Raw genomic sequence first — 25127 nt, forward strand, 5'->3', positions numbered from 1 at the left:
GTCAGGCTCTCCCGAACAGGCCGTAAGGGCGCACCAGAATCACCACGGCCATCGCGCCGTAGATCATCAGGCTCGCACCCTGGGGCCAGAGTGTGGTCATCAGGCTTTGCACTACGCCCACCAGCAAACCGCCGACCAGCGCACCGCTGAACGAGCCCATGCCGCCGATCACCACCACCACGAAGGCCACGCCGAGAATCTCCGGGCCGACAAAGGGCTGCGCGCCGCGCAACGGTGCAAACAGCACACCGGCGACGCCGGCCAGGGCCACGCCGAGGGCGAAGGTCATGGAGAACAGGCGGAAAATATTGGTGCCCAGCAGCGACACGGTTTCGGTGCTTTCACTGCCGGCGCGCACCAGGGCGCCGAAGCGCGTGCGTTCCAGCAGCAGCCACAGGCCCAGGCCGACCAGCCCGGAAAACACAATGAGGAACAGGCGGTAGTAGGGGTAGACGAAATCACCCACCACCAGCACGCCGCGCAGCAGTTCCGGCACCGCGACGCTCTTGCCCACCGGGCCCCAGATCATCACGCTGGCCTCCTGGATGATCAGCGCGATGCCCAGGGTCACCAGGATCTGGAACATGTGCGGCAAGTGGTAGATGCGCTGGATCAACAGGCGCTCGATCACCCAGGCCAACGCAGCCACCACCAGTGGCGCGATCAGCAGCGCCAGCCAGAAGTTGCCGGTGAGGCTCACGGCGGTGTAGCAGATGTAGGCACCGAGCAGAAAGAACGCGCCGTGGGCGAAGTTGACGAAATTGAGCAGGCCGAAAATGATCGTCAGCCCGACCGCAATGAGGAAGTAGATCATCCCCAGCCCAAGGCCGTTGAGGATCTGGAACAGGTAAAGATTAAGCATGCAGGAACCCTCGGCAGGACGCCGCTTGCGCGGCCCTGCGCTACAAAATTCAGCGGATCAGCCGAGCGTGCAGCCCGTGGCGTCCACCGGCGGGAACGACTGGCCGGCGCTGAGCACTTTGGCCAGGTCATCCTTGTCGGCCATGTCGTTGCTGGCCTTGCCGATCAGCAGGTAGTAATCCTTGATCACCTGGTGGTCACCGGCGCGGATCGATTCCTTGCCGGTCGGCCCTTCGAAACTCAGGCCCTGCATGGCCTTGGCCACGGTCGGCCCGTCGAAGCTGCCGGTGGCAATGATGGTTTCGAGCATGACCTTGGTGCTGATGTAATCGGCGGCCAGCGGGTAGGTGGGGTTGATGCCGTACTTGGCCTGGGTGAGCTTGACCAGTTCACGGTTGAGCGGGGTGTCGACCTGGTGCCAGTACTGCGCGCCGAGGTACACGCCTTCCAGCACGTCGCTGCCCAATTCCTGGAACTGGTCGAGGCCGGCGGACCACACCAGTAGCACTTTCATGCGCTCCTTGATGCCGAAATTCACCGCCTGGCGCAGGGTGTTGGACGACTGGCTGCCGAAGTTGAGCAGCACCAGCACGTCGGGTTTGGTCGAGATCGCGTTGGTCAGGTAGCCGGAAAATTCCTGCTCCTGCAGCGAGTGGTAGCTGTTGCCGACATGCTCCAGGCCGTGTTCCTTGAGCACGTTTTTGGCGCCTTCGAGCAGGGCTTCGCCGAACACGTATTGCGGGGTGATGGTGTACCAGCGCTTGGCGTCGGGCAGCAGCTTGATCAGCGGCACCAGGGTTTCGCGGATCGCGCCGTAGGTGGGCACCGACCAGCGGAAGGTTGCCTTGTTGCAGTCCTTGCCGGTGACTTCATCGGCGCCCACCGGGGTCATGAACACGCCACCGACCTTGTCGACTTCCTTGGCCACCGCCAGTGCCGACGACGACAAGGTGCACCCCTGGAAGAACCGCGCGCCATCCTGCTGGATGGCTTCCTGGACCTTGCGCACCGCCTTGCCGGCGTTGCCTTCGGTGTCGATGACTTTGTAGTTCAACGGGCGACCCAGCACCTCGGGGTGCTGTTCCACCGCCAGGCGCGAACCCATGTCGGCAAACTTGCCATAGCTGGCAAACGCGCCAGACATGGACTTGAGGCCGTAAAAGGTAAAGGGCTCGGCGGCAAATGCCGAACGCACGCTCAGCGGGAGGCTGAGGGCGGCGGCTGCGGTGAGACTGGCTTTCAACAACGTACGACGCTGCATGGGGTGACTCCCTGGTTTAGTTATTGGCAGGAGTGGCAATGGCGATACGGTGGAGCAAGGGCCTGTGGGCAGGCCTGTTATTGGATGAAACGGTGTGTGGTTGAAATGCAGCCCAACTGTGGGAGGTGGCTTGCCTCCGATGGCGGTGTGTCAGTCGACATGAATGTTGAGTGTGCTGGCGTCATCGGGGGCAAGCCCCCTCCCACATGGGGTCTGTGGTGTTCCTTAAGAGTGATCGAACTCCAGTAGAAAATGCGGGCTGACCTGGCCTTCAAGGGCGGTCATGTGGTGTTCGGCATCGCACATGTGTTCATGCATCAAGCTGCGTACCGCACGTTCATCCCCGGCACGAAAGGCGATCAGCAACTGCTTGTGATAATCCAGGTTGGCCGCGTCGAACTGCTTGCGCTTGGGCTTGTAGGCTTTTTTCAGCACCACCAGGTCGCGCAGCAGGTCGTTGAGAAACTGCGCCATGAAACTCAGCAGCGGGTTGGGGCAGGCCTTGGCCAGCAGGTTATGGAACTCCAGTTCCGCCAGGCGTTGCTCGCGCTGGCCGGCTTCGCTGTCTTCCGGGGCGCTGCAGAAATCCACGTTGTCTTGCAGGGCTTGATAATCGTCTTCGCTGAGGCGCCCCAGCACCGACACCGCCAGTTCCACTTCGATGACTTTGCGCAGTTGGTACACCTGCTCGCCGTCCAGGTGCTGGAAGTGCAGGTAGTTGCGCAGTGCACGGCTGGCCGGTTCGGTGCCGGCCTGGTTCAGGTAGGCGCCACCGCTGGGGCCGGTGCGGGTGCTCACCAGGCCTTCCACTTCCAGGGCCTTGAGTGCTTCGCGGGCAGAGCCCTTGGAGCACTGGAAGCTTTCCATCAGCTCACGCTCGGTGGGCAGGCGGTCGCCGGGCTTCAAGGCGTCGGTGACGATGGAGCGCTTGACCGACTCGACAATCACATCGGACAGCTTCTGGCGTTTGCGTCGTAGCGGGCGGCTTAGCATGGGTTCGATTTATCGTATTAATGCGGATAAATAGCACTTAATAACGATCGCCCCCCAGCGTCAACGCCGGGTGTCGTTTTTGAGGCCAACAGGTCGCAAACGGGGGGTTACTGCCTGTCGGCGGAATCCAGGCAGCGCGTGGAGCGTGGAGGTTGCTTGCCGTAGACCAGGAAGTCGCCCACCCAGCGGTTGATGCAACGGCTGGCGTCCTGTGTGGCCGAGTCGTTCAGGCGCAATTGTTCGACGAAGGGCGCCGCCATTTCGCTCGCGTGCGCGTTGACCAGCACCATGCGCGTGACCCGCTCGGGGAACAGCGTGGCGTAGCGGTTGCCCAGGCGTGCGCTGTCGGCATTGCCCAGGTAACGCAATTGAGCTTCACCGAGTTGGGTACGTACGAACTCCAGGTCCTGGGCGGCCATTTCGATGCCATTGTCGGTACTCAGGTCGCGGGTGCTGAGCTCGATGACGTCATAACGGTCCACCAGCCTGCGATAGGCCGGGTGGGAGTGGGCGTTCCACAGGCTGGCCAGGTGGATGACAAAGGTGCCGACCTGATTCGTTTTGGCCGCGTCGCCGGCCTGGGCAATGATCACGCCTTCACGGCTCAGCGGGTCGCGGGCACCGACGCGAGTCACGTACAGGCGCAGCCTGCCCTGGCGGGGCGCTGCGTAATTGCGCGGTACGCTCACGGTGCCGCATTGGGTACGTTCCAGTACCGCGGGGTCCAGGCGTTCAACGGTGGGCAGGGGACAGTCCAGCAACCAGTCGATGGCAGTGGGGGGGATCAACGGCTGGGCTGCGGCAAGGTTTGCCAGCAGCCAGAGACAGGCGCACGTCAGGTGTTTTGCAGCAGTCATCGAGAGGTCCCGGGCAACCGTGTGATAGCGGTTTTTTTACCAAGGACCTTGGGTCGAAGAATGTAGGCTGAAAGAACGTCTTGTGTATGAAACTGGAGTTTTGTTTATCGGATCTCTGTCTGCCAGCCACCACCCAGCGCTTTGTACAGGGCGATACTGGCCTGTAGGCGTGACAAGCGCAGTTGCACATTCTGGTCCTGGGCCGCGTACAGCGTGCGCTGGGTTTCCAGCACGGTGAGCAGGTCTTCGGCGCCGGCCTGGTAGCGGCTTTCGGCGATCTGGAACGCCGTCTGCGCCTGTTGCAGTTCTTCACGCTGCCATTGGCGCTGCTGGTCGAGGCGGGTGATGCTGCTGAGGGCTTTTTCCACATCGGCAAAGCCGTTGATGATCGCGCCGCGATAGGTGTGCAGCAGTTCATCCTGACGGGCGCGGGCCTTGTCGCGTTCAGCGCTTAAACGGCCGTTGTTGAAGATCGGGCCGACCAGGCCGGCGGTCAGCGTGTAGTAGGGGCTGCGCAGAATGTCTGCGGCCTTGTAAGCGTCGGAGCCAAGCGTCGCACCAAGGGTGACGGCTGGTAGCATGGCCGCGCGCGCCACGGTGACGTCGGCTTGCGCCGCCGCCAGTTGCGCCTCGGCCTTGGCGATGTCGGGTCTACGGCTGAGCAACTGGCTGGGCATGCCGGCGCCGATGGTCGGCCAGGTGAGGGCCTGGAACGGTTCGCTGCCCAGCTCCAGGGCCTGCACGGGCTGGCCGAGGAGGGCGGCCAGGGTGATGCGCGATTCTTCGGCCAGTTGCTGGATAAGCGGCAGTTGACGTTGCTGGCTGGCGACCAGGCTTTTTTGCTGGGCCAGTTCCAGGGCAGTGGCGGAGCCGGCGTCATAGCGGGTCTGCACCAGGTCGAGTACGTTGCGCGCGTTCGCCAGGTTGAGTTCGGCGATCTGCTGGCGCTGGTGGGCAGCCAGGGTTTGCGCGTAACGGTCGGCCACGCTGCTGAGCAAGGTCAGCTCCACCGTGGCCTGGTCAAACTCGCTGGCGCGCAGGCTATGCAGCGCACTGTCACGGGCGGCGGCACGGCCACCCCAGAAGTCCACTTCGTAGCTGGCGGTGAGGTTGGCGCCAAAGTTGTCGACGGCATCATTGGTGCGTGACGCATCCAGATCGGGCCCGCCCGGTCCGCGCAGCAACTTTTGACGGCTGGTGGCGAGGTTGAACTTCACCTCCGGCAACAGCGGTGCGCCGGCGATCACTGCACTGGCCTGGGCCTGACGCACGCGCGCGGTGGCGGCAGCTACGTCGTAGCTGTCGCGGCGAGCCTGATCGACCAGGCGGTCGAGTTGCGGGCTGCCGAACTGTGTCCACCATTGCCGGTTGGTGGCCTGCGCCGCCGCACGCTCGGTATATTGCCAGGCGGCCGGCGGTGCGATGCCGCTGTCCAGGGCTGGCGGGTTGCCGGTGCAGGCGCTGAGCAATACGCAGAGGCCGGGCAGGTAAAGGGATCGTTTATTCACTGGTCAACGCCTTAACCGGATCGAGCCGGGCAGCTTTACGGGCCGGCATGAAGCCGAATACGACGCCGGTGACGAGGGCGCAACCGAATGCACCGAACACCGCCACCAGGGAAAACTGCACCGCCACCTTGGCCAGCACCAGCACACCGCCGACCAACAGTGCGAGGGCGATGCCGCACAGGCCGCCAACCACCGAAAGCATCACCGCTTCGGTGAGGAACTGGCGCAGGATGTCGCGCTGGCGTGCGCCTGTGGCCATGCGGATACCGATTTCACGGGTACGTTCGCGCACCGTCATCAACATGATGTTCATCACGCCGATGCCGCCCACCAACAGGGAAATCGCGGCAATCGAACCGAGCATCAGCGACAGGGTGTTCTGCGTGCGCGCCTCGGCCTGGATCATCGCGGCGTTGTTGGTCAGCTCATAGTCGCGCTTGCCGTTGTGCAGCTTTTGCATCAACTGGTCGATGGCCACTTCGGCCTCGCGGACCTTGCGCGCATCCGCCGCCGCGATCACCACATACTCGGGGTCGTAGCTGCCGAACAGACGCACGCTGGCGGCGGTGTAAGGGATGGCAACCCGGTCGTCACTGTCCTTGTTGCCGGAGCTGGCGCCTTTTTCCGCCAGCACGCCAATCACCTGGAACGGCACATTTTCAATCAGGATGTACTGGCCGATGGGGTCGACCTCACCCTTGAACAGCTTCTCGCGCACGCGATGTCCAATCACCGCCACGGTGGCAGCCGCACGTTCGTCGGCAGCAGTGAAGTAATTGCCCTCGACCACCGGCCAATTGAAAATCTCCGGGAAGTTGGTGTCATTGCCGCCCACGTAGGCCATGTAGTCGACATTGCCAAAACGCACCCCGGCTTCGTTGCCATTGACCGGCATGATGCGCTGCACCTGCGGCAGGGATGCCAGTGCATGCACGTCATCGAGGGTCACGATGCCCAGCGGCGTGCGCGGATTCGGCGACGAACCGCTGAGGTAGATGATGTTGGAGCCGAACGCGCCCATCTGCGCCATGACCTGGCGCTTGCTGCCTTCGCCCACTGCCAGCATCACCACCACCGACGCCACGCCGATGATGATGCCCAGCAGGGTCAGCGCGGTGCGGAAGCGGTTGATCCACATCACACGCCAGGCGGCCTGTACCGCGTCCATCAGTTCGGCTTTCCAGGCGCCGTTGTGCTCGGCGCCGTCGGCCAGGCGCTGGCGCAGGTCCACGGCTTGCAGGGCGCCGCTGGTGGCCACGGGTTTCGCGTCGCTGTCATTGGCCGAGTCGCTGATGATCAGGCCATCGCGAATCTCGATGATGCGGTTGGCCCGCGCCGCCACTTCGCGGTCGTGGGTGATCAGGATCACCACGTGGCCCTGGCTGGCGAGTTCGTCGAGCAGGGTCATGACCTCGGCGCCGCTATGACTGTCGAGGGCGCCGGTGGGTTCGTCGGCGAGGATGATATGGCCGCCGTTCATCAACGCACGGGCGATGGACACCCGTTGCTGCTGGCCGCCGGAAAGCTGGTGCGGACGGTTGCCGGTGCGCTCGGCCAGGCCCAAGCGGGTGAGCAGGGCGTTGGCGCGGGCATGGCGCTCGGCGGCGCTGATGCCGGCGTAGATCGCCGGCATCTCGACGTTTTCCTGGGCCGAACCCGAGGGGATCAGGTGGTAGCCCTGGAACACAAAGCCAAAGGCTTCACGGCGCAGCCAGGCGAGTTCGTCGCTGTCCAGGTGCGCGACGTTTTCCCCGGCGAACAGGTAGTCGCCGGTGCTGGGGCGGTCGAGGCAACCGAGGATGTTCATCAACGTGGACTTGCCGGAGCCGGAAGCGCCGACGATGGCGACGAATTCCCCGGCATGGATCGCCAGGTCGATGCCGCGCAATACGTCGACCTGCGGGCTGTCGCCGCCGCCGTAGGACTTGCGGATGTCCTTGAGTTCGATCAGGGGCGTGTTCACCTCAACCCCCGTTGCCGTCGGCCGGGCCGACCAGCAGGTGATCACCTTCGTTCAGGCCGTCGAGCACTTGCACGCGCAGGCGGTCGCTGATGCCGACCTGCACCTGGCGCTGTTCGATGCGGCCATTCTTGGCCACCACCCGGGCGATCTGCTGGTTGGCGTTCGTCGTGCCCTGCAGCGCAGCGACCGGTGCCGTCAGCGTGTCCTTGGCCTGGCTGGCGACGAAAAATACCTGGGTGGTCATTTCGGCCATCAACGCGTTGTCGCCGTTGTCCACATCCAGCAACACGGTGTACAGCACCACGCGGCCGCTGCCGCTTTTATTCGTGCTGTTGGGGCTGCCGCTGCCTTGAGTCTGATTCAGAGGCTTGGGCGGGATCGGCAGGATCTGCCGCACGGTGCTGGTCCAGCGCCGGTTACCGCCGCTCAGGGTGGTGAAGTAGGCGGTCATGCCCGGTTTGACGTGGCCGATATCGGCTTCCGAGACTTCCGCCCACACGGTCATCGGCGACAATTTGGCGATCCGCAGGATCAACGGCGTCTGCTGCTGGGCGTTGAGGGTCTGGCCGACGCGGGCGTCCACCGCGACCACGGTGCCGGTCATCGGCGCATAAATCCGCGTGTAGCCGAGCTCGGCTTCATCACTGCGCAGGCTGGCCTGGGCTTGCAGGATCTGCGCCTGGAACATGTCGACCCGCGCCTGGGTGGCGCTCAGTTCCGCCTTGGCGGTTTGCACGTCTTCCTCGCGGGTGGCGTTGCCGGCGACCAGGCGCTGCTGGCGCTGGTATTTCTGGCGCGCCAGTTCGTGCTGGGCCTTTTGCTCCTGCAACTGGGCCTTGAGGTTCTCGATGGCGTAGCGGCTGGCGTCGAGCTTGGCCTTCTGCGTGGACGGGTCGATCTCCACCAGCAACTGGCCTTCCTGCACCTGGTCGCCGGCCTCGACGTGGATCTTGCGGATCTGGCCGGATGCCTGGGCGCCCACGTCCACATAACGGCGCGGTTGCAGGGTGCCCAGGGCGGTCACACTGTTTTCGATATTGCCGCGGGTGACGGTGACGGTGGTGAGGGTGTCACGCCCCGGCGGCAGCACCTGCCAGGCCGCGACGGCGATGATGGGGATCAGGCACGCGATAACGAGCAAGGCGCGTCGGGCAGGTCGAGGGCGTTTCATGCGTGGGTTTCCAGCCAGGAAAGTTCGGACCGCAGTTGCGGGGAGCTGACAAGTAAACGAGAGAATTGCGCGGGGATTTAGGCGGTTACATAAGCAGTTACAGCTCCCTTGAAGAAAAAAATCGTCCCTTGATGCAAGTCTGCTTTAAAAGTAGATGAGAATTACTATAAATTGCACACACTCAAACTGCCATCACCTAAACGCTGTCTTTATTGCACCCGGGGACCTAATGCCGCTACCCCGCGGCCGGGAGTCATGTTGGAAAACTACTATCGCGAGCTGGTGTGTTTCCTCAACGCCAAGCTGGGCAACCGTCAGGTCGCCGAGGATGTGGTGCATGACGCGTATGTCCGGGTGCTGGAACGTTCCAGCGACACCCCCATCGAGCAACCCCGTGCCTTTTTGTACCGTACTGCGCTCAACCTGGTGATTGACGGCCATCGGCGCAACGCCTTGCGCCAGGTCGAACCGCTGGACGTACTCGATGCCGAAGAACGCTTTGCCAGCAGTTCGCCGCACACCACCCACGCCCACGGCCAGCGCCTGGAGCTGCTTGAACGCGCCCTGGCCGAACTGCCGCCGGCCTGCCGCGACAGCTTCCTGCTGCGTAAGCTCGACGGCCTGACCCACTTGCAGATTGCCGAACGCCTGTGCATTTCCCGCGCCCTGGTGGAAAAACACATCGTCAACGCCATGAAGCACTGCCGGGTACGGATGCGCGAGTGGGAAGCACACTGATCAATGATCGGTTAAATTTTATTTCACTGTCCTCGTTTCCTATCAACACACGGCCTGTTGTTCAGGCCTTGAAAGGTATTCCCGCCCCACCGCCAAGGGGCTTATCCAGAGGACACTGGAATGACACAGGCAATTGCTTCGCCCGCGGTTCACGACCTGATCGGTATCGGTTTCGGCCCTTCGAACCTGGCGCTGGCCATCGCCCTGCAGGAGCGCGAAAAGGCCCAGGGCAAACTGGACGTGCTGTTCTTGGACAAACAGGCCGACTACCGCTGGCACGGCAATACCCTGGTCACCCAGAGCGAGCTGCAGATCTCGTTCCTCAAGGACCTGGTGACCCTGCGCAACCCCACCAGCCCGTACTCCTTCGTCAACTACCTGAAAGCCCACGACCGCCTGGTGGACTTTATCAACCTGGGCACCTTCTACCCGTGCCGCATGGAGTACAACGACTACCTGCGCTGGGTCGCCGGGCAGTTCCAGGCCCAGGCGCGCTACGGCGAGGAGGTGCTGGCCATCGAGCCGATCCTGCATCAGCAGCAGGTCGAAGCGCTGCGCGTGATCTCCCGCGATGCCCTGGGCGAGCAGCATGTGCGCACCACCCGTTCGGTGGTGGTCAGCGCCGGTGGCACGCCACGTATTCCCGAGGCGTTCAAGGCGCTTAAAGGCGACAGCCGGGTGTTCCACCATTCGCAATACCTGGAGCGCATGGCCACCCAGCCGTGTGTCGACGGCAAGGCCATGCGCATCGCCATCATCGGCGGCGGCCAGAGTGCGGCCGAAGCCTTTATCGACCTGAACGACAGCTTCCCGTCGGTGCAGGTCGACATGATCCTGCGCGGCTCGGCGCTCAAGCCCGCCGATGACAGCCCGTTCGTCAACGAAGTGTTCTCGCCGGCCTTCACCGACCTGGTGTTCCAGCAGGAGGGCGCCGAGCGTGAGCGCCTGGTGGCCGAGTACCAGAACACCAACTATTCGGTGGTGGACCTCGACCTGATCGAGCGCATCTACGGCATTTTCTACCGCCAGAAAGTCTCCGGCATCGCCCGCCAGGCGTTCCGCACCATGACCGTGGTCGAGAAGGCCACCCCCGGCCCGCTGGGTATCGAACTGGCGCTGCGCAACAACGCCAACGGCGACACCAGCGTCAACCATTACGACGCGGTGATCCTGGCCACCGGCTACGAGCGCCAGACACACCGCGCCTTGCTGGCGCCGTTGGAAGACTACCTGGGCGACTTCGAAGTGGCACGCGACTACCGCATCGTCACCGACGAGCGCTGCAACGCCGGCATCTACATCCAGGGTTTCAGCCAGGCCAGCCATGGCTTGAGCGACACCTTGCTGTCGGTGCTGCCGATTCGCGCCGATGAGATTGCAGCGTCGTTGTATGCCCTGGACCGTGGGCGCGGCAAGGGGCGCTCGGTGCAGGACCTGTTGCTCGCCACGGCAAGCTGACAGGCTGCACTTGTGACCCGGAGGGTTGGCTGATACTGTACAAAAAACCAGTATCGGTAGCCCTCCATGCAGTTGATCGAAAAACTCAGCATTCTCGCCGACGCCGCCAAGTACGATGCATCGTGCGCCAGCAGTGGCGCGCCCAAGCGCAGCTCCGAGGGCAAGGCGGGGCTGGGTTCCACCGATGGCATGGGCATCTGCCACAGCTACACGCCCGACGGGCGTTGCGTGTCGTTGCTCAAGGTGCTGCTCACCAACTTCTGTCTCTACGACTGCCAGTACTGCGTCAACCGCCGCTCCAGCGACGTGCCCCGTGCACGGTTCAGCCCGGAGGAGGTGGTGACCCTGACCCTGGATTTCTACCGGCGCAATTGCGTCAGCGGGCTGTTTCTCAGCTCCGGCATCATCCGTTCGTCCGACTACACCATGGAGCAGTTGGTGCGCGTGGCCAAGCTACTGCGTGAAGAGCATGACTTTCGGGGCTATATCCACCTCAAGACCATTCCCGACGCGGACCCGGCGCTGATCGCCGAGGCCGGGCGCTATGCCGACCGGCTGAGCGTGAACATCGAACTGCCCACCGAGGCCAGCTTGCAGACCCTGGCGCCGGAAAAAAAGATCGTCTCGATCAAGCAGGCCATGCAGACCATCTACACCGGCGAGCAGACCGTGCGCAACGAACCGCGTGCACCGCGTTTTGCGCCGGCCGGGCAGAGCACGCAACTGATCGTCGGCGCCGACGACACCGATGACAGCACCATCCTCCACGGTGCCGAGGCGTTGTACGGCAACTTCAAGCTGCGTCGCGTGTATTACTCGGCGTTCAGCCCCATTCCCAACAGCCCGAAAAGCGTGCCGCTGGCCGCGCCGCCGCTGATGCGCGAGCACCGCTTGTACCAGGCCGACTTCCTGTTGCGCAGCTATGGGTTCAATGCCAATGAACTGTTCAAAGGCCCTGGCCACCTGGCCCTGGACATCGACCCCAAGCTGGCCTGGGCCCTGGACAATCGCGACGTGTTCCCCCTGGACCTGAACCGCGCCGAACCGACCTTGATCGCACGCATTCCAGGCATTGGCCTGCGCACCACCCAGCGCCTGGTGGACCTGCGCCGCGAACGCAAGATCCGCTTCGAAGACCTGGCGCGCATGCGCTGCGTACTGGCCAAGGCCAAGCCGTTTTTCATCACCAGCGACTACCACCCGCAACAGGCCGACAGCACCAGCGTATTGCTGCGCGAACAACTGCGTGATCGCCCGCAACCGCAGCAGATGGGGTTGTGGGGGTGATCAGCCTGGAATGCGACAACCTGTTCGCCACCTGGCGCGACCAGGCGCGCTGGCTGCTCAGCCATCAGGTCGACCCCAGCCAGGTGAGCTGGGGCGAGGCGGAGGTGGCGGACCTGTTTGCCACTGACCAGTCGATTCCCGAGGCGCCCGGGCCTTTCCAGACGCGAGTGCCCAAGGCCCTGCTGCAACTGCTGGAGTCGGCTGCTTGCTACCACGGCGACCAGCGTTGGAGCCTGTTGTACGAAGTGTTATGGCGCGTCAGCCATGGCGACCGCACCGCGATGCTGGCCGGGGACAAGCTGGGCAGTGAGTTGCAGCGGCGGATCAAGCAGGTCAGCCGCGAGGCGCACCACCTGCATGCGTTTGTGCGGTTTATCGCGCTGCCGGCGGGAGCGGGGCCGGAACTGCCGGAATACGTGGCCTGGCACGAACCAGCCCATGACATCCTGAAATCAGCCAGCCAGCACTTTATCGGGCGCATGGGCCGCCATCGCTGGATGATCGCCACGCCGCTGGATGGGGTCTACTACGACGGCGAGCAGTTGATCCACCAGCGTGAATGCCCCGAGGCGTGGCGGCAGTTGGCGCAGAATGTCGAGGACCCCCACAATGCGATGTGGCTGACCTATTACAGCCACATCTTCAACCCGGCGCGGTTGAACCCCAAGGTGATGGAAGGGCACTTGCCCAGCCGGTTCTGGAAGAACCTGCCGGAGGGCAAGTTGATACCGGGGTTGATCAGCGAGGCGCGGACGGGGAAGCAGAAGGATGGGCAGGCCAGGCTGATCGGCACCAAGCCTGGCAAAAAAATCTTAAGCGGGCAGGGTTGAATATGTGGGAGGGGGCTTGCCCCCGATAGCAGTGTGTCAGTCTATACATTTTTAACTGACACTCCCTCATCGGGGGCAAGTCGAATCGTCGCACCGCCCCTCCCACATTAGATTTGCGGTGTTTTGGAGCGATAAGTTCAGGCCAGCTCGGTGGCGGTGTTCTTGACCACCGCCAACTCCGGATGCGCCACCAACTTGTCAATGTGCAACTCGTCATTGTTCAACCAGGTTTCTGTCAGCACTCGATAGTGCTCCATGTCCCGGCAACGCATGCGCAGGCTGTAGTCGAACGGCCCGCTGATCAGCTGGCATTCGAACACCTGCGGGCAGGCTTTCACACAGGCTTCGAAGGCCTTTTGCGCCGAGCGCCCGCTTTGGTTGGACAAGGCCACCAGGACCAGCAATGACAAGCCTGGCGAGACCATCTGCACATCGATGATCGCCCCATACCCACGGATCACCCCACGCCGCTCCAGCTTGCGCACCCGTTCCAGGCAAGGCCTGGGCGTGAGGTGCACCAGCGACGAGAGTTTTTCGTAGGTGATGCGCCCCTGATGGCGCAGCACTTCGATGATGGCCTCATCGATGCGGTCCAGCGCAGGGGAGGAATGGGGTCCGTTGGCCTTGGTATCCATGGGGTTCACTTCAAACGGTTGGAAAGAAATTGCTGCAGGCGCTCACTGCCGGGGTGGTCGAGGATCCTGGCATCGCCTTGTTCCTCAACCTTGCCCTGATGCAAGAACAGCACTTGGCTGGACACCTGGCGGGCAAAGCCCATTTCGTGGGTGACCATCAGCATGGTACGACCTTCCTCGGCCAACGTCTGTATGACTTTGAGGACTTCTCCTACAAGTTCTGGGTCGAGTGCGGAAGTCGGTTCATCGAACAGGATGATCTCCGGTTCCATCGCCAAGGCTCGGGCGATGGCCACGCGCTGCTGCTGGCCGCCGGACAGGAACGCCGGGTACTGATCCGCCACGCGGCCCGGCAGGCCGACCTTGTCCAGGTACAGGCGCGCGCGTTTTTCCGCCTCGGCGGCGCTCACGTTCAGCACCCGTCGCGGGGCCATGGTGATGTTTTCCAGCACGGTCATGTGGCTCCACAGGTTGAAGTGCTGGAACACCATGGCCAGGCGTGTGCGCAGGTTCTGCAACTGGACCTGGTGCGGCGCGCGGGTGCCGGCGCGGCCTGGCTGCATTTCGATGCTGATGCCATCCAGGGTGATCACCCCGGCGTCTGGCTGTTCGAGGAAGTTGATGCAGCGCAGCATCGTGCTTTTGCCGGAGCCGCTGGCGCCAATGAGGCTGATCACATCGCCATTGCGCGCATTCAGCGATACGCCCTTGAGCACTTCGTGTTCGCCGTAGCGTTTGTGGATGCCTTCGACTTGCAGCTTGATGGCAGCGGTGGCGGGTTTGGCTACGGGTTCGTCAACGGGATAAGTGGCCAGGGCCTGCGCGGACTGATTCATGGGTTAGCCTCGGGTAGGAACAAGAAAACGCATCCAGCGACGTTCGGCCAGTCGGAACAGGCCCACCAGTGCAAAGGACAGCAGCATGTAGAGCAGGGCGGCGATGCCGAAGGCCTGGAACGTCAGGAACGTCTCGGCATTGGCGTCGCGGGCCACCTTGAGGATGTCGGCGACGGTAGCGGTAAACGCCAGGGAGGTGGCGTGCAGCATCAGGATCATTTCATTGCTGTAGGCCGGTAATGCGCGACGCAGAGCTGCCGGCACTACCACAAACAGGTTCAACCGCCAGCCATGCAGGCCATAGGCGCGGGCCGCTTCGATTTCGCCGTGGGGAATATTGCGGATCGCCCCGGCGAAGATTTCCACGGTGTAGGCGCAGGTGTTGAGCACGAAGGCCAGCAGGGTGCAGTTCAGCGCGTTGCGGAAAAACTGGTTGAGCAGGGCGTTGTCCTGTACCACTTCCAGGCTGTACAGCCCGGTGTAGCAGATCAGCAACTGGATATACAGCGGCGTCCCACGGAACAGGTAGGTGTAGACCTCTACCGGCCAGCGCAGCCAGAAGTGCTCGGAAACCCTTGCCAGTGCCAGTGGAATCGACAGCACGAAGCCGAACACCACCGAGACGATGAACAGCCACAGGGTCATGGCCACGCCGGACAGCCCCGCGCCATCGCTGAGCAGGTAGGCCAGGCCGTATTGCTGGAACAGTTCGATCATCGCGCCATCCCCTTGATGCCGAGGTTGTAGCGCCGTTCGAGGCGCTTGAAGATGCGGTTGGAGAGGGTGGTGATCATCAGGTACACCAGGCCCGCGAGGATTAGGAAGTACAGCGGCTCGTTGGTGGTCTTGCCGGCGTTCTGCGCGGCCTTGACCAGGTCCGACAGGCCGATGATCGACACCAGCGCCGTGGACTTGAGCAGCACCAGCCAGTTATTGCCCAGGCCCGGCAGGGCAAAACGCATCAACTGCGGGAACAGCACCAGGTGAAAGCGCTGCCAGCGGCTAAGCCCATAGGCGGTCGCCGCTTCCAGTTGGCCGACCGGCACGCTGAGGATCGCGCCCCGGAAGTTCTCGGTGAAATACGCACCGTAGATGAAGCCCAGCGTGACGACGCCTGCGGTAAACGGGTCGATTTCAAAGTAGTCCCAGCCGAACAGTTCGCTCAGGTCGTTGAGCCACAGTTGCAGGCTGTAGAAAATCAGCAGGATCAGCACCAGGTCCGGCACGCTGCGGATCAGCGTGGTGTAGAGCGTGGCCGGCACCCGCAGCCATTTGGCGCTGGAGAGCTTGGCGCCGGCGGCGATCAGGCCGAGGGCGAGGCTCAAGGCCAGGGCGAGGAAGGACAGCTTGAGCGTCATCCACGCACCCTGGGCGAGCATCGGGCCGTAGCCTTGCAAGTTGAGGAATTCATTCATGGGAAGAATCTCGTTGGCGCGCACAGATTTACTGTGGGAGAGGCTTTTTGTGGGAGGGGGCTTGCCCCCGATGAGGGTGTGTCAGTGACATCTGTATCAGCTGACCCACTGCTATCGGGGGCAAGCACCCTCCCACACAAGCCAGAGCCCACAGAGGGCAAGGGGGTTACTCGTGGTAGATGTCCTGATCACCAAAGTATTTCTTCTGGATCTGCGCGTAAGTGCCATCCGCCTGCACCGCAGCGATGCCCTTGTTGATCAGCGCGCGCAATTCCTGGTCGTTCTTGCGCAGGCCCATGGCGATGTCCAGGGGCAGGGTCGGGTCCTTGAAGGCCGGGCCGGTCTTGAAGTCGGCGCCTTCGGGCTTGGACAGGAAGTTGAGCTGGGCTTCGAGCTTGTCGGTCAGGGTCGCGTCGAGGCGGCCGTTCTGCAGGTCGGCGTAGTTCTGGTCCTGGGACTGGTACGCCTTGATCTGCGCGCCGAGCCTGGCCAGGTGCGCACGGGCATAGGCCTCCTGCAACGACCCTTGCAGTACGCCGACTTGCTTGCCCTTGAGGGATTCCGGGGTGTCGCCGAAGTCGGCGCTCTTGCGGGTGATCACCGAGGTCGGGCTGAGGAACAGCCGGTCACTGAAGTCGATGATTTTTTCACGGGCCGGGGTGACGGCCATGGACGACATGATCGCGTCGAACTTGCGCGCGCGCAGGGCCGGGATCATGCCGTCGAATTCATTGTGGACCCAGGTGCATTTCACTTCGAGCTTGGCGCAGATCGCGTTGCCCAACTCGATATCGAAGCCTTGCAGGCTGCCGTCGGCGGCCACGGATTCGAAGGGCGGATACTCGGGGAACACGCCGAAGCGGATTTCTTTCCAGTCCTGGGCGTGGGCGGCGCTGGCGCAGAGTGGCAACAGCAACGCAGCGAAGAGTGATCGCAGTGGAGTCATGGTGTGGTCCCTATATTTTGTAATTGATGTCAGGGGCAGTAAAAAACTTGAAACAAATCGTTCTTGTTGGGGGAGAGGATGCTTCATCATGGTGCGTTTTTTGTGTCGTTTACCCCTCGCATAAAGCGCAAATTGCGCTGTTAAAACTGGCAATGCAGCGGAATCGGCTGTGACACCCGCTGAATCGGCTTTTCCTCCCTGAAAAAATGGCCCGCCCTCGACGCAAAGCAGCAGGCCAGAGCGGTCTCAGGCGCGCTTTTTCTGCTGTACGCGGGGCTGTTGGGCCAGGCGTGCGAACAGGTCTTTGGGGTCGGCCAGGTCCGGCACCAGTTCAAGTGTGCTGCCCACATCCAGCGCTTTTGCGACGTCCAGTACATAGCGCAGGGCCGAGTAGTCTTCGATGGCAAAACCCACCGAGTCGAACAGCGTGACCTGGCGCGCATTCTCGCGGCCTGGCTGCTGGCCGTTGATCACTTGCCACAGCTCTGTGACCGGCGAATCTTCCGGCATGTGCTGGATTTCGCCTTCGATGCGGCTTTGTGGTTCGTACTCGACGATCACCCGGGCGCGCTCGACGATACGTCGGTCCAGCTCGGTCTTGCCTGGGCAGTCACCGCCGACGGCATTGAGGTGCATGCCGGGTTCGATCATGTCGTCGGTGAGGATCGTCGCGTAGGCCTTGTCGGCGGTGACGGTGGTGACGATGTCGGCGCCTTTGACCGCTTCAGCCACGCTGCCGGCCAGGATCACTTTGATCGCCGGGAAGGCCTTGAGGTTGGCGGCCAGTTTGGCAGTGGCCTTGGCGTCGATATCGAACAGGCGGATTTCATTGATGCCAAGCATGGCGTGGAAGGCCAGGGCCTGGAATTCGCTCTGCGAACCGTTGCCGATCAGCGCCATGCTGCGGCTGTTCTCGCGGGCCAGGTAGCGGGCGACCAGCGCCGAGGTGGCGGCGGTACGGATCGCGGTGGTCAGGGTCATTTCCGCCAGCAGCACCGGCAGGCCGGTGTCGACATCGCCCAGCGCGCCGAAGGCCATTACGGTGAGCATGCCGGCCAGGGTGTTTTTCGGGTGGCCGTTGACGTACTTGAATGCATACAGCGACGCATCGGACACCGGCATCAGCTCGATCACGCCGTCCGGCGAGTGGTTGGCCAGGCGCGCGCATTTCTCGAAATCCTGCCAGCGCAGATAGTCGGCGCGGATGTACTCGGCCATTTCGGTGATGCAGGTGGGCAGGCCTTTTTGCGAGACCAGGTAGCACAGGTCGTTGACGTCGATATAGCGGGTCATGGCAAGACTCCTTATTGAAATGAGGGACGGGCGGGCAGATGCACTTCCGCCAGCATGCAGCGGGCACTGCCGCCGCCGATGCGTTCGATGTTGTCGATGTTCACCACCACCGGCCGGGTGTGGCGCTCGATATGTCGGCGCTGCGCCGGTTGCAGGGCGCCCCAGGCGCTGGCCGACATCACCAACAGTGGCTGGCCGTCGCGGTCGTGGACTTCGAGCATGTTGCCGGCGAAGGCTTCCAACTGGTCGAAATCGAGGGCGACGATGTCCTTGCCGGTGTCGCGCAGGGAGCGTTCCAGGGCCTGGCGCTCATTGGCAATCGGCAGGGCTTGCAGGCACACCACCGAGAGGTTGCGGCCGACGCTCATCATCACGTTGCTGTGGTAGATCGGCGCGTGGTGGCGGTCGACCGCGTGGAACACGCAAAGCTGGTAGTCGAGGCGCTCGGCGAACTGACGCAGGGCGTCGTGGTGGGTGCGCCCGGAGTGGCAGGCGTAGCTGATGCGGTGCTGGCGGTCGAGCACCATACTGCCGGTGCCTTCGAGGAAGATGTTCTGTTGTTCGAGGTGGCTGAGGTCGATGGTGCTGTTGATCGCAAAACGTTGCTCCAGTACTTGCAGCACGCCTTTGTCGCGTTCCAGTCGTCGGTTCTGGCCTTCCATCGGGTACAGCACCAGGCTGCCATCGGCGTGGCTGCTCCACCAGTTGTTGGGGAAGATCGAGTCGGGAGTGTGGGGCGCGGGGGTGTCCTGCACCACAAGGACTTCCACGCCGTGGTTGCGCAGGGTGGCGACATAGCCGTCGAACTCTTCCAGCGCTTTCTGCTGTGCGTGGAGTGGGTCGAGGGGCGGGCGTTGGAAACGGTTGTTGATCGCGGTGTCCGGGTTGAAGGCAAAGCGCGCCGGGCGAATCATCAAGACGGTGTTGGTGGTTTGCATGGGGGCACGACATCCATGGGGTGAGCTGTGGGTGTATTTTGTGGGTTGTGCGGGGTGAATCCCGGCTGAAACCGAGGGATGGGTCAGCCGGGAAAGCTGAAAAGTTGGGTAGGGCAGCCGAATCGGCTGCCGGAGTGAAATGCATGCAACCTGTGGGAGGGGGCTTGCCCGCGACAGCGGTGGGTCAGCCAGAAAATCTATATCTGAAAGCATGCTATCGGGGGCAAGCCCCCTCCCACATTGGTAGGGTGGTGTTTGTTGCAGCTGTGTCAGCCAGGAGGAATTATGTCTACCGTCGTTCGTTTAGCCCAAGCCACCGATGCCGAAGGGATCAGCCAGGTCATCCTCGCGGCCCTGCACAGCAGCAATGCGCGGGATTATCCGGCGCAGGTGATTGCGCGGGTGGCCAGCAACTTCACGCCCGAGGCAGTGCGGGCGTTGCTCGAGCGCCGCGTGGTGCTGGTAGCGATTCAGGATCAGATGATCGTCGCCACCGCAGCGCTGGATGCGAATGTGGTGCGCTCGGTGTTCGTCAATCCGGAGTTGCAAGGGCAGGGCATTGGTCGACTGTTGATGATCGAGATCGAGCTACGCGCCCGCGAAGCCGGGGTGACGGTGCTGAGCGTGCCGTCTTCGCTGACCGCCGAGCCGTTCTACACCCAGTTGGGGTTTCATACCGTGCGCGACGTTTATCACGGCAGCGAACGTACGCTGGTGATGGAAAAGGCCCTGCTGTCCCGGCATCCCATCGGGCCGTATCGCGACCGTCAGCACCGGGCGCAGGTGGTGGCGTTGTGGCAAGAGGCGTTTGGCTACGAAACGGCGCACAACCTGCCGATTCTGGCGATTGATAAGAAGCTGGTGGTCAACGATGGGTTGTTCTTCGTCGCGACGGACAAAAAAACCGTGATCGGGACGATTCTGGCCGGGTATGACGGGCACCGTGGCTGGCTGTATTCGGTGGCGGTGCATGCGGACTATCGGCGCCATGGCCTGGGTTCGTCGCTGGTGCGGCATGCGGAACAGGCATTGACGGCGCTGGGCTGCATGAAGATCAACCTGCAGATCACCAGTGGTAATGAGGCGGTCGTCGGGTTCTACGAGGCATTGGGGTATGGGGTGGAACCCAGGATCAGCATGGGCAAGAAGCTAGTGGTGAATATCCCCGAACAATGAAAAAACCCGCCAGATGGCGGGTTTTTCCAGGTGGCTCAGACCTTGACGATCCAGCCTTGCGGCGCTTCAACGTCACCGGTCTGCACACCGGTCAGCTCTTTATAGAGCTTCTGGGTGATCGGGCCGACTTCAGTTTCGCTGTGGAATACGTGCAGCTTGCCGTTGTACTGGATACCGCCGATCGGCGAGATCACCGCCGCCGTACCGCAGGCGCCGGCTTCCTTGAACTGGTCCAGCTTATCGATGAACACTTCGCCCTCGACCACGTCCAGGCCCAGGCGGGTCTTGGCCAGTTCGATCAGCGACAGGCGGGTAATGCCTGGCAGCACCGAAGGCGACTTCGGTGTGATGAACTTATTGTCGTGGGTGATCCCGAAGAAGTTGGCCGAACCGACTTCCTCGATTTTCGAGTGGGTCATCGGGTCCAGGTAGATCGCGTCGGCGAAACCGGATTTCTTCGCTTCGGAACCCGGCATCAGGCTGGCGGCGTAGTTGCCACCGACCTTGGCGGCACCGGTGCCCTGTGGGGCGGCGCGGTCGAAGGTGGAAATCTGGAAGTTGTGGGGCACCAGGCCGCCCTTGAAGTAGGCGCCGACCGGGATGCAGAACACCGAGAAGATGAACTCCGGCGCAGTGCGCACGCCGATGTTGTCACCGGTGCCGATCACGAACGGGCGTAGGTACAGCGCGCCGCCACTGCCGTACGGCGGGATGAAGCGCTCGTTGGCCGCGACCACTTGTTTACAGGCATCGATGAAGTCTTCGGTCGACACGTGCGGCATCAGCAGGCGTGCGCAGCTGCGCTGCATGCGGGCGGCATTCTGATCCGGGCGGAACAGGTTGATCGAACCGTCCTTGCAGCGGTAGGCCTTGAGGCCTTCGAAGCACTGCTGGCCATAGTGCAGGGCGGTGGAGCCCTCGCTGATGTGCAGCACGTTGTCGTCGGTCAGGGTGCCTTCTTGCCATTCGCCGTTTTTCCAGACCTGGAGAAACCGCTTGTCGGTCTTGATGTAGTCAAAACCCAGCTTGTCCCAATTGATGCTTTCGTTACCCATGACACCCTCTATCGTTGGTCAAGTCGGTTTTTTTCTGGATGGGCGCAACAATACTGCATTCTTGGCTTGTGTGGGAGCCACTGGGTGGACGCCTTCAGCCTCTGGTTTGACCGATCCACCGCTATCGAGGGCAAGCCCCCTCCCACAAATTGAATGCATTCCCCTGTGGGAGGGGGCTTGCCCCCGATGGCCTCACCGCGGTTTTACAGATGCAGTGCGTGCCCCAACGCCCGCAACGCGGCTTCCTGTACGGCTTCGCCGAGGGTCGGGTGGGCGTGGATGGTGCCCGCGACGTCTTCCAGGCGCGAACCCATTTCCAGGCTCAGGCCAAAGGCGGTGGAGAGTTCCGAGACGCCAACCCCCACGGCTTGCCAGCCGACAATCAGGTGGTTGTCACGGCGTGCCACCACCCGCACGAAGCCGGTTTTCGACTCCAGGGTCATCGCTCGACCGTTGGCCGCGAACGGGAAACTCGACACGATGCAGTCCAGGCCAGCGGCCTTGGCTTCGTCGGGCGTCTTGCCGACCACCACCAGTTCCGGGTCGGTAAAGCACACCGCCGGGATGGCCGCCGGGTTGAATTCGCGGTGCTTGCCGCTGATCAGTTCGGCAACCATCTCGCCCTGGGCCATAGCCCGGTGCGCCAGCATCGGCTCGCCGCTCAGGTCACCGATGGCCCACACGTTGCGCATGCTGGTCTGGCAGCGGTTGTCGATCTTGATCGCCGCGCCGTTCATGTCCAGGTTCAGCGCTTCGAGGTTCCAGCCCAGGGTGTTGGGTTTGCGACCCACCGCCACCAATACCTGGTCGGTTTCCAGTGACAGGGTATCGCCATTCGGGTCGCGCACCTGCAGCTTATTGTCCGCAAAGCCGCTGACGCTGTGCTTGAGGTACAGCTTCACCCCGAGTTGCTTGAGGGATTCGTTCACCGGTTGGGTCAGCTCGGCATCGTAGGCCGGCAGGATACGGTCCTGAGCCTCGACCACACTGACTTCGGCCCCCAGCTTGCGGTAAGCGATCCCGAGTTCCAGGCCGATATAACCGCCACCTACTACGATCAGGCGCTTGGGAACCCGCGTGGGTGCCAGCGCTTCGGTGGACGAGATGATCGGCCCGCCAATCGGCAGCATCGGCAGGTTGACGCTTTTCGAGCCGGTGGCCAGCAGCAGGTGTTCGCACTGGATGCGCTGGTCGCCGACGTCGACGGTCTTGCCGTCCACCACCTTGGCCCAGCCGTGGATCACCTGCACCTTGTGCTTTTTCAGCAGCGCCGCGACGCCAGTGGTCAGGCGATCGACAATGCCATCTTTCCATTCCACGCTCTTTCGGATGTCCAGGGTCGGCACATCCACTTCGATGCCCAGTTGTGAACCCTGGCTGTGGTGCACGGTTTGCTGGAATTGCTCGGCCACATGGATCAGGGCCTTGGATGGGATGCAGCCGATATTCAGGCACGTGCCGCCCAGCGCCTGGCCCTCCACCAGGATGGTCGGGATACCCAGTTGGCCGGCACGGATCGCCGCCACATAACCGCCAGGGCCGCCACCGATAATCAGCAGGGTGGTATTCAATGTCTGCGTCATGCCTTACTCCAGGAACAGGCTGGCGGGTTGTTCGAGCAGGCCGCGAATGGCCTGGATGAATTGCGCCGCGTCCATGCCATCGACCACGCGGTGATCGAAGGAGCTGGAGAGGTTCATCATCTTGCGCACCACGATCTGGCCCTTGATCACCATCGGCCGCTCGACAATGCGATTGACGCCGACGATCGCCACTTCCGGCAGGTTCAGCACCGGCGTGCTGACAATGCCGCCCAACGCGCCCAGGCTGGTCAAGGTAATCGTCGAACCCGACAGCTCATCACGGCTGGCCTTGCCATTGCGCGCGGCCGTGGCCAGGCGTGCGATTTCCTGGGCATTGCCCCACAGGCTGCGGGCCTCGGCGTGGCGCACCACCGGCACCATCAGGCCGACATCGCTCTGGGTGGCGACGCCCACATGCACCGCGCCGAGGCGGGTGATGACCTGGGCTTCGTCGTCGTAACGCGCATTGATCTGCGGGAAGTCGCGCAACGCCACGACCATGGCGCGCACGATGAACGGCAGCAGGGTGAGCTTGCCGCGTGTGGCGCCGTGTTTCTCATTGAGGTGCACGCGCAACTCGTCGAGGGCGGTAACATCGATTTCTTCAACATAGCTGAAATGCGCGGCGCGCCGGGTGGCGTCCTGCATGCGCTGGGCGATCTTGCGGCGCATGCCGATCACGGGGATCTGTTCCTCGGTGTTGCGTTCGGCATAAGGGTTGGCCGTTGCCGAAGACTTTGCCGCGCCTTGTTGCAGGTAGGCGTCGAGATCTTCGTGCAGAATCCGCCCGGCGGGGCCCGTGCCCTGCACCAGGCGCAGTTGAATCCCGGCGTCCAGGGCGTGTTTGCGCACGGCGGGGGAGGCCAATGGGCGCTCGTCGGCGGCACGTGCCACGGGGGCCTGGGCCGCGACAAACGGTGCTGGCTTGCTTTCAACCACGACCGGTGCAGGCTTGGCTTCCATCACCGGTACGGCCTTCGGCGCCTCTTTGACGACCGGCGCATCCTTGGCGTTGCCCGCGCCTTCCACTTCAATGCTGATCAGAATACTGCCCACGGCCATGACTTCACCCGGCTCGCCGCCGAGGGAGAGCACCTTGCCGTGCACCGGCGAGGGAATGTCCACCATCGCCTTGTCGGTCATGACATCCGCCAGCACCTGGTCTTCGACGACCATGTCGCCGACCTTCACATGCCACACCGACAGTTCAACTTCCGCGATGCCTTCGCCAATGTCCGGCATCTTGATAACGTGCGTGCCCATTCAGACCTCCATGACCCGTTGCAACGCCGCGCCCACGCGGGACGGCCCTGGGAAATACGCCCACTCCTGCGCGTGCGGGTAGGGGGTGTCCCAGCCGGTGACGCGTTCGATCGGCGCTTCCAGGTAGTGGAAGCAATGCTCTTGCACCAGCGCCACCAGCTCGGCACCAAAGCCGCAGGTGCGGGTGGCTTCGTGTACCACCACGCAACGGCCGGTCTTCTTCACCGACTTGACGATGGTGTCCAGGTCCAGCGGCCACAGGCTGCGCAGGTCGATGACTTCGGCGTCGATGCCGGTTTCTTCGGCGGCGACTTGCGACACATAGACGGTGGTGCCATAGGTCAGCACGGTCACGGCCGAGCCCGGACGCACGATGGCGGCCACGTCCAGCGGCACGGTGTAGTAACCGTCCGGCACCTGGGCTTGCGGGTGTTTCGACCACGGCGTTACCGGGCGGTCGTGGTGGCCGTCGAACGGGCCGTTGTACAGGCGCTTGGGTTCCAGGAAGATCACCGGGTCATCGTTTTCGATGGAGGCGATCAGCAGGCCCTTGGCGTCATACGGGTTGGACGGCATCACCGTGCGCAGGCCGCAGACCTGGGTGAACACCGCTTCGATGCTCTGGCTGTGGGTCTGGCCGCCGTAGATGCCACCGCCGCAAGGCATGCGCATGGTCAGCGGTGCGGTGAACTGCCCGGCCGAGCGATAACGCAGGCGCGCAGCCTCGGAGATGATCTGGTCGGTGGCGGGGTAGACGTAGTCGGCGAACTGGATTTCGGCAACCGGGCGCAGGCCATAGGCGCCCATGCCCACGGCCACGCCGATAATGCCGCTTTCCGAGATCGGCGCGTCAAACACCCGCGAGCTGCCGTACTTGGTCTGCAAGCCTTCGGTGCAACGGAACACGCCACCGAAATAGCCGACGTCCTGGCCGAACACCACCACGTTGTCGTCACGTTCGAGCATCACATCCATGGCCGAGCGCAGGGCCTGGATCATGGTCATGGTGGTGGTGGTCATGGCGGTTTCCACTTCAATGCTGTTGTTGTGATCGTTCATG

General features: G+C 62.9%; 23 protein-coding genes. 5 read left to right on the forward strand and 18 right to left on the reverse strand.

From position 1 onward, the window contains the following. Position 1 precedes the first annotated feature (1 nt). The 7 genes from NL123_RS10835 to NL123_RS10865 form a co-directional block, all read right to left on the reverse strand. Positions 2-862 carry a branched-chain amino acid ABC transporter permease gene (locus tag NL123_RS10835; RefSeq protein ID WP_015884776.1) on the reverse strand — a complete coding sequence of 287 codons (861 nt, stop codon included), beginning with the start codon at positions 860-862 and terminating at the stop codon, positions 2-4. Positions 863-919: 57 nt separating this feature from the next. Beyond that, positions 920-2122 carry an ABC transporter substrate-binding protein gene (locus tag NL123_RS10840; RefSeq protein ID WP_494357744.1) on the reverse strand — a complete coding sequence of 401 codons (1203 nt, stop codon included), beginning with the start codon at positions 2120-2122 and terminating at the stop codon, positions 920-922. A 225-nt stretch (positions 2123-2347) separates the two neighbouring features. Further along, positions 2348-3115, reverse strand: coding sequence for a FadR/GntR family transcriptional regulator (locus NL123_RS10845; protein WP_248482596.1), 768 nt, complete (start codon positions 3113-3115; stop codon positions 2348-2350). 107 nt (positions 3116-3222) lie between these two features. Continuing rightward, positions 3223-3972: an alpha/beta hydrolase family protein gene (locus NL123_RS10850; protein ID WP_494357745.1), complete on the reverse strand. Its 750-nt coding sequence runs from the start codon at positions 3970-3972 to the stop codon at positions 3223-3225. A gap of 104 nt (positions 3973-4076) precedes the next feature. Then, positions 4077-5480, reverse strand: a complete 1404-nt coding sequence (locus NL123_RS10855) for an efflux transporter outer membrane subunit (protein WP_494357746.1) — start codon at positions 5478-5480, stop codon at positions 4077-4079. Further along, positions 5473-7443: a MacB family efflux pump subunit gene (locus tag NL123_RS10860; protein WP_248482590.1), complete on the reverse strand. Its 1971-nt coding sequence runs from the start codon at positions 7441-7443 to the stop codon at positions 5473-5475. The genes NL123_RS10855 and NL123_RS10860 overlap by 8 nt, the downstream gene beginning before the upstream one ends. A 1-nt stretch (position 7444) precedes the next feature. Next, complete coding sequence (locus tag NL123_RS10865) at positions 7445-8614, reverse strand: efflux RND transporter periplasmic adaptor subunit (protein WP_248482588.1); 1170 nt, start codon at positions 8612-8614, stop codon at positions 7445-7447. Positions 8615-8869: 255 nt separating this feature from the next. Here NL123_RS10865 and NL123_RS10870 point away from each other — a divergent pair, with 255 nt between their 5' ends. From NL123_RS10870 to NL123_RS10885, 4 genes are all read left to right on the forward strand, one after another. Then, positions 8870-9352, forward strand: coding sequence for a sigma-70 family RNA polymerase sigma factor (locus NL123_RS10870; RefSeq protein WP_282578367.1), 483 nt, complete (start codon positions 8870-8872; stop codon positions 9350-9352). Between the two features lie 120 nt (positions 9353-9472). Continuing rightward, entirely contained in the window at positions 9473-10810 is a 1338-nt protein-coding gene (locus NL123_RS10875; protein ID WP_248482584.1) for a lysine N(6)-hydroxylase/L-ornithine N(5)-oxygenase family protein, read from the forward strand. Positions 10811-10876: 66 nt separating this feature from the next. Further along, positions 10877-12097, forward strand: a complete 1221-nt coding sequence (locus NL123_RS10880; RefSeq protein WP_058426732.1) for a putative DNA modification/repair radical SAM protein — start codon at positions 10877-10879, stop codon at positions 12095-12097. Further along, the gene (locus tag NL123_RS10885; RefSeq protein ID WP_494357747.1) at positions 12094-12927 is read left to right on the forward strand and encodes a TIGR03915 family putative DNA repair protein; all 834 of its coding nucleotides are present in this window, start codon (positions 12094-12096) and stop codon (positions 12925-12927) included. Before NL123_RS10880 ends, NL123_RS10885 begins: the two co-directional genes overlap by 4 nt. 137 nt (positions 12928-13064) lie before the next feature. On the opposite strand, the gene NL123_RS10890 is transcribed toward NL123_RS10885, so the two are convergent. The 7 genes from NL123_RS10890 to ctlX form a co-directional block, all read right to left on the reverse strand. Beyond that, positions 13065-13562, reverse strand: coding sequence for an Lrp/AsnC family transcriptional regulator (locus NL123_RS10890; RefSeq protein WP_016974875.1), 498 nt, complete (start codon positions 13560-13562; stop codon positions 13065-13067). Between the two features lie 5 nt (positions 13563-13567). Beyond that, entirely contained in the window at positions 13568-14398 is an 831-nt protein-coding gene (locus NL123_RS10895; protein WP_494357748.1) for an ABC transporter ATP-binding protein, read from the reverse strand. A 3-nt stretch (positions 14399-14401) separates the two neighbouring features. Continuing rightward, positions 14402-15115 (reverse strand): ABC transporter permease, encoded by a 714-nt coding sequence (locus tag NL123_RS10900; protein ID WP_248482578.1) that lies wholly within the window; start codon positions 15113-15115, stop codon positions 14402-14404. After that, positions 15112-15813, reverse strand: a complete 702-nt coding sequence (locus NL123_RS10905; RefSeq protein ID WP_248482576.1) for an ABC transporter permease — start codon at positions 15811-15813, stop codon at positions 15112-15114. The genes NL123_RS10900 and NL123_RS10905 overlap by 4 nt, the downstream gene beginning before the upstream one ends. Before the next feature lie 166 nt (positions 15814-15979). Next, positions 15980-16759: an ABC transporter substrate-binding protein gene (locus NL123_RS10910; RefSeq protein ID WP_494357749.1), complete on the reverse strand. Its 780-nt coding sequence runs from the start codon at positions 16757-16759 to the stop codon at positions 15980-15982. 246 nt (positions 16760-17005) lie between these two features. Then, positions 17006-18052, reverse strand: coding sequence for an ornithine cyclodeaminase (ocd, locus tag NL123_RS10915; protein ID WP_494357750.1), 1047 nt, complete (start codon positions 18050-18052; stop codon positions 17006-17008). Positions 18053-18063: 11 nt separating this feature from the next. Next, positions 18064-18990, reverse strand: a complete 927-nt coding sequence (gene ctlX, locus NL123_RS10920) for a citrulline utilization hydrolase CtlX (RefSeq protein ID WP_494357751.1) — start codon at positions 18988-18990, stop codon at positions 18064-18066. Between the two features lie 285 nt (positions 18991-19275). On the opposite strand from ctlX, the gene NL123_RS10925 reads away from it, so the two are divergent. Beyond that, positions 19276-20166 (forward strand): GNAT family acetyltransferase, encoded by an 891-nt coding sequence (locus NL123_RS10925; protein WP_494357752.1) that lies wholly within the window; start codon positions 19276-19278, stop codon positions 20164-20166. Between the two features lie 35 nt (positions 20167-20201). On the opposite strand, the gene NL123_RS10930 is transcribed toward NL123_RS10925, so the two are convergent. The 4 genes from NL123_RS10930 to NL123_RS10945 form a co-directional block, all read right to left on the reverse strand. Continuing rightward, positions 20202-21221: a branched-chain amino acid aminotransferase gene (locus tag NL123_RS10930; protein WP_494357753.1), complete on the reverse strand. Its 1020-nt coding sequence runs from the start codon at positions 21219-21221 to the stop codon at positions 20202-20204. A gap of 203 nt (positions 21222-21424) precedes the next feature. After that, positions 21425-22804 carry a dihydrolipoyl dehydrogenase gene (lpdA, locus tag NL123_RS10935; RefSeq protein WP_494357754.1) on the reverse strand — a complete coding sequence of 460 codons (1380 nt, stop codon included), beginning with the start codon at positions 22802-22804 and terminating at the stop codon, positions 21425-21427. A gap of 3 nt (positions 22805-22807) precedes the next feature. Further along, positions 22808-24067, reverse strand: coding sequence for a dihydrolipoamide acetyltransferase family protein (locus NL123_RS10940; protein WP_494357755.1), 1260 nt, complete (start codon positions 24065-24067; stop codon positions 22808-22810). Then, positions 24068-25126, reverse strand: a complete 1059-nt coding sequence (locus NL123_RS10945) for an alpha-ketoacid dehydrogenase subunit beta (RefSeq protein ID WP_248482563.1) — start codon at positions 25124-25126, stop codon at positions 24068-24070. Between the last annotated feature and the right edge of the window lies 1 nt (position 25127).

The sequence above is a fragment of the Pseudomonas sp. FBCC-B1565 genome (assembly GCF_059133265.1).